The organism is Acutalibacter sp., assembly GCF_056800975.1.
Map to the genome: position 1 here is coordinate 1 of NZ_JBQISV010000123.1, position 5,304 is coordinate 5,304.

5 protein-coding genes are annotated in these 5,304 nt (G+C 60.4%); all 5 read left to right on the top strand.

Annotated elements, in window-relative coordinates; genetic code table 11:
- A partial coding sequence (locus ACTO5E_RS10020; RefSeq protein WP_482303341.1) for a ThuA domain-containing protein occupies positions 1 to 449 on the top strand: 449 nt, incomplete at its 5' end.
- 29 nt (positions 450 to 478) lie between these two features.
- Complete coding sequence (locus ACTO5E_RS10025; protein WP_482303343.1) at positions 479 to 1,330, top strand: class II fructose-bisphosphate aldolase; 852 nt, start codon at positions 479 to 481, stop codon at positions 1,328 to 1,330.
- 14 nt (positions 1,331 to 1,344) lie between these two features.
- On the top strand, positions 1,345 to 2,307 hold the full coding sequence (locus tag ACTO5E_RS10030) for a carbohydrate kinase family protein (protein ID WP_482303344.1): 963 nt from the start codon (positions 1,345 to 1,347) through the stop codon (positions 2,305 to 2,307).
- Between the two features lie 27 nt (positions 2,308 to 2,334).
- Complete coding sequence (locus ACTO5E_RS10035; RefSeq protein ID WP_482303345.1) at positions 2,335 to 3,720, top strand: L-fucose/L-arabinose isomerase family protein; 1,386 nt, start codon at positions 2,335 to 2,337, stop codon at positions 3,718 to 3,720.
- Between the two features lie 16 nt (positions 3,721 to 3,736).
- Complete coding sequence (locus ACTO5E_RS10040; RefSeq protein ID WP_482303347.1) at positions 3,737 to 4,813, top strand: Gfo/Idh/MocA family protein; 1,077 nt, start codon at positions 3,737 to 3,739, stop codon at positions 4,811 to 4,813.
- The last annotated feature ends 491 nt before the right edge of the window (positions 4,814 to 5,304 follow it).

Sequence of the window (5,304 nt, forward strand, 5' to 3'; positions counted from 1 at the left end):
TTTTCCGCAAGGTCTGCGGCACAGACACCTGGAACCTGAAGTGGCGGGAGGACGGCGAAAAGGAGATTTTGTGGGTGATTGACCCCAGCCACCCCATTGCAGACGGCCTGGACGAAAAAATCATCATTCCCCACGAGGAGATGTACGGCGAGCGTTTCGACATTCCTCAGCCAGAGGAGCTGGTGTTTATCAGCTGGTTTGAGGGGGGCGAGGTGTTCCGCAGCGGCTGCTGCTATCACCGGGGCAAGGGCAAGATCTTCTACTTCCGGCCCGGCCACGAGGTGTTCCCCATCTACCATCAGCCAGAAATTCAAAAGGTGATTATCAACGCCGTCAGGTGGGCCGCGCCCATCCGCTTCCCCGAAATCACCTCTGGCAACACCCAGCCTGTGGTGGAGGTGAAGCCCCAGCTGGAGCACAGCATTCAGGGGCTGCACGAGCAGAAATAAGCAGAGAACAGAAAGAGGAGGGACACATCATGCCGCTGGCAAGGATGAGGGATATTCTGGCCCACGCCACGGAAAACCACTATGGCGTGGCAGCTGTAAACGTGTTCAACTATGAAACGGTGAAATGGGTGATTCAGGCGGCAGAGCAGGAGCGCACGCCTGTTATCGTCCAGGTGTACCCTGGGTTTGACAGCTATATTCCCCTGGGGTTTCTTTCCACGATTGCCAAAGACCTTGCGGCGCAGTCGCCGGTGCCGGTGGCCGTGCACCTGGACCACTCTGTGGACTATGAGACTGCGGTGAACGGTATGCGGGCCGGGTTTCCCTCGGTGATGGTGGACGGTTCGTCCCTGCCCTATGAGGAGAACGTGGGGCTGACTGTCTCTGTGGTGCGCACAGCCAGGGTGTTTGGGGCTGACGTGGAGGCGGAGTTGGGCCATGTGGGCTCTGGCGCCCGGCTGGAGGATATGAAGGATGCCGGCCGCTACACCGATGTGGACCAGGCCAGGGCCTTTGTGGAGAAGACCCAGTGCGGCTCGCTGGCCGTGGCAGTGGGCAACGCCCACGGGGCCTACATACAGACCCCCAACCTGGACTTTGACCGGATCGCCGCCCTGCGCCGGGCCGTGCCTGTGCCGCTGGTGCTTCATGGCTGCTCGGACATTCCCCGGGACCAGCTGCAGGAGAGTGTGCGCCTGGGCATGAGCAAGTTCAACATTGCCACCGAGTATTTTAGGGCCTGCGGCCAGAGCGTGGCCGGGGCTTTGAAGGACCGGGAGGGAATGGGCCTGCCGGATGTAATGATGGAGGCCGCCCAGGGGGCTGTGGACTTTGTGCGGGAAAAGATGCGCCTGCTGAACCCCAACGGCTTTTCTTTGTGACGGAGGGCGGCAGGGTGAAACCATTTGAGATTGCCGGGTATGACATGCCCTGCGTGGACCTGGCTGTAAATGTGGACGTATTTCCCCGGCCCAACGGGGGCGCGGGAGTGAATGCCCTGAGCTGGCAGGGCGGGGGCAAGGTGGCCTCGGGGCTGACAGCAGCGGCCCGGCTGGGCGCAAGGTGCGCCGTTCTGGGGGCTGTGGGCAGCGACGACTACGGAAGGTTCTGTGAAAAGGACTTTCAGCGGCACGGGGTAGACACTGCGGGCCTGCTCTGCCGGGAGGGGGAGACCACCTCTCTCTCCATTGTTATCAGCGACCGGGAGACCCAGGGCCGCAGCATTGTTTACCGCCACGGCTCTGCCCGGCCCCCGGCCCCGGAGGAGCTGGACCGGACGATTTTGGAAAACTGCCGGTGGTTCTTTATCTCCCATGTCACTGGCGTGGCTATGGAGGCGGTGCAAAGGGCCAGGGCGGCCGGGGCAAAAATTCTTGTGGACGCGGACGCCTATTCCTCGGAGCTGATGGACCGCCTGGACCTGATCGATGTGTTTATCGGGTCGGAATTCTGCTATCAGGTGCTCTTTCACAACCAGAGCTATGAGGAGAACTGCCGGACTCTTTGCGAAAAGGGGCCCTCCACGGTGATTTTCACGCTGGGGCCCAGGGGCTGCGCCGGGTTCAGCCGGGACTGCGGGGGCTTCCGCCTGCCGGCCTATCAGGTGCCTGTTATGGACACCACTGGGGCCGGGGACGTGTTTCACGGGGCATATCTGGCCGGAGCGGTGCGGGGGCTGGGCCCGGCGGAGTGCGCAAGGCTGGCTACAGCCGCCGCCTGCATCAAATGCACCAGAATGGGCGGGCGGGCCGGTGTGCCGGACTGGGAGACCCTTCAGGTCTTTATGAAGACCGGCCGTATCGACTATGAGGAGATCGACCGGCGGGCGGCGTTTTATGAGGAGCGGCTGCAGGTGTAACAAAGGCAAAGGAAAGAAGGGAACGCAATGAGCAAGCCCATTGTCAGGCTGGGCGTGGCCCCCACCAAGCGGGGATTTCTCAGCATGGAGGAGGCCAAACGCCAGAAGGACCGGTTCATGGCAGTGATTCGCGCCGTGAAGCCCAAGTCTGTCCACATTGTGGACATTGACGATATCTGTGAGAACGGAATTCTGTTTGAGACGGAAAAGATTTTGCCGGTGGTGGAAAAATTCAGGGACGCCCGGATTGACGCGCTGTTTTTGCCCCACTGCGACTTTGGCGAGGAGCAGTGCGCCGCCGGAGTGGCCGCTGCCCTGCAGATACCCACCCTGATGTGGGGCCCCCGGGACGAACGCCCCAACACCGACCAGAGCCGGGGGCGGGACACCCAGTGCGGCATGTTCGCCTGCACCAAGGTGCTGCGCCGGTTCGGCGTGACCTACAGCTATATCTGGAACTGCGAGACCGAAAGCCAGGACTTTCGCCAGGGCTTTTTGCGATTTATTCAGACAGCGGCTGTGGTGAAAACTGTGCGGAGCCTGCGAATCGCCAAGTTCGGCGCCCGGCCCCAGCCCTTTATGAGCGTAATGGCCAACGAGGGGGACCTGGCCACCCGGCTGGGGGTCACGGTCGTCCCCATCTCCCCTCATGCGGTGGCGGCCCGGGCCAGCCGGCTGCAAACAGAGGCCCCAAAGGTATACTGCGACTACCGGGAGGAGCTAAGAGCCCGGTTTGACGTCAGCCGCACCCCGGGAGAGACTGTGGACCGGATTGCGGCCCTGCGGCTGGCCGTGGAGGAGCTGATGACGGAGAACCGCTGTACAGCCGGAGCCATGGAGTGCTGGAGCGCAGCCTCGGTTTTTGGCGCGCTGGTTTGCACGGTGCTGGGCGAGCTGGGAGACGCAGGCCTGCCTTTGGCCTGCGAGACAGACGTGAACGGCGCGGTGACCATGGCCATGCTGCACGCGGCAGCCCTGGGAGAGGAGCCGGTATTTTTGGCTGACCTGACCATACGCCACCCGAAGAACGACAATGCCGAGCTGCTCTGGCACTGCGGGCCCTTCCCCTATTCTCTGAAGGACCCCATGAGCGCGGCCGGGCTGGCGGAGGGCCAGGAGCGGTTTTTCCTGAAAAAGGGGGAGATCACCCTTTGCCGGTTTGACGAGGCGGGCGGGGAGTATTACCTGTTCGGCGGCGAGGGCAGGGCTGTGGACGGCCCGGAAACCACCGGCACCTATGTCTGGTTTGAGGCGGATAACTGGAAGCGCTGGGAGGAGAAGCTGATGTTTGGGCCGTATATCCACCATGTAGGCGGCGTATACGGAAATTACAAGCCTGTGCTGCGGGAGGCGGCCCGGTATTTGGGGCTGACCTTTGACGACGCAGATCAACAGGGAATTTATAGCTTATAAGCAGGAGGTTTGTATTATGGAAAAGAAAACGATCCGCGTGGGTTCTGTGGGCCTGGGCGGTATTTGGGGCGGCGTACACCAGCCGGGCATTGATCGGAGCCCGGACCTGAAGCTGGTTGCTATTTGCGATATTGACGAAAAGAAGCTGAACGAAACAGGCGACCGTTTGGGGATTGACCCCTCCCACCGCTTTCTGGACTATCACGACCTGGTGAACTGCCCGGACGTGGACGCGGTGGACATCTGTACCCCCAACGACGTGCATTTTCCTGTGGCAATGGCCGCTGTAAAGGCAGGCAAGCCCTATGCGGTAGAAAAACCCATTACCATGACAGCGGAGGAGGCGGATACTCTGGCAAAAGCCACCGAGGAAAGGGGTCTGCCCAACATGGTGTGCTTCTCCTACCGGTTTAAGGCAGCGGCGCGGTTTGCCCAGGACCTGGTGGCCCAGGGGAAAATCGGCAGGGTTTACCATGTGGACATGCAGTATTTTCAGGCCTGGGGCCTGCCCCGGGCAGACTGTCCCCTGGTGTGGAGGTATGCCAAAAAGCACACGGGCTCGGGGGCTCTGGGCGACCTGGGCTGCCATGCCCTGGACCTGGTGCGCTTTGTATTGGGTAAGGAGTATACCCGGGTGGTGGGCCACACCGGCACCTATGTCACACAGCGCAGGCTGCTGGACGGCAGCGGCATGGGCACAGTGGATGTGGACGACTTCTGCAACTACATGGCGGACATGGAGGATGGGGTATCCGCCAGCTTCCAGATCACCCGCTTTGCCTTTGGCCGGGGGAACTACCAGCGCATGGAGATCTACGGCAGCGAGGGGGCGATCGTTTACTCTCTGGACGCGACTCAGGGGGTGGATGACGAGATTGAAGTGTGCTCGGGGGACATCAACGCAGAAGCCCATGCCTACACCAAGCTGCACATTCCGGAGTATTACCACAGCGATCAGATGCAGTCCTTTGCGGACATCATCAACGGCGTGGAGGCAGGGAAGGCCGCCCGCATTCAGGACGGCCAGGCCAACCAGCATGTAGTGGACGCCATCCTCACGTCGGCAGAGCGCGGCGCATGGGTGGCGCTGTAAAAGCGATCTTCAGACCGGTTGACCGGCAAGGGGCGGGGCAGGGATTTCTGCCCTGCCCTTTCCCAAGGTAATTGTGGATTATATTAAAAAGATTTCTGCGTCAACCGAGCAGATGATGAAATTAGACCACGGGCAAGGCTGTTTGAGCGGATTTATATCGTGGACACGCTCTTGACCGCTATGAATACCACGGATTCCTTTGCGCCTATGAAGTCCCCGCTTGGAATGTGTTTTACAATACAGCTATAAATGCGAAAAACTCCCCGGCTGGGGAGTTTTTCATTTCTGCTCAAATTCCATACACCTTTCATACCCATTCCACAGTGCCGCGACTATGGAAACGCGCAAGTTTGCCACTCTTTACAAGACAGTGTTGGATTGGCTAAAAAATGCCTGTCCCAGAAAAACGGCGTCCGGCACAATATCGGGGTCAATTACAACTTTGTCCTTCAACATCAGCGAAAAGGGGACTTCGGCCAGCAGCGCATGGG

Coding starts and splice junctions, on each gene's coding strand:
- ACTO5E_RS10035 (WP_482303345.1), top strand. CDS start 2,335: ATGAGCAAGCCCATTGTCAGGCTGGGCGTGGCCCCCACCAAGCGGGGA.
- ACTO5E_RS10025 (WP_482303343.1), top strand. CDS start 479: ATGCCGCTGGCAAGGATGAGGGATATTCTGGCCCACGCCACGGAAAAC.
- ACTO5E_RS10040 (WP_482303347.1), top strand. CDS start 3,737: ATGGAAAAGAAAACGATCCGCGTGGGTTCTGTGGGCCTGGGCGGTATT.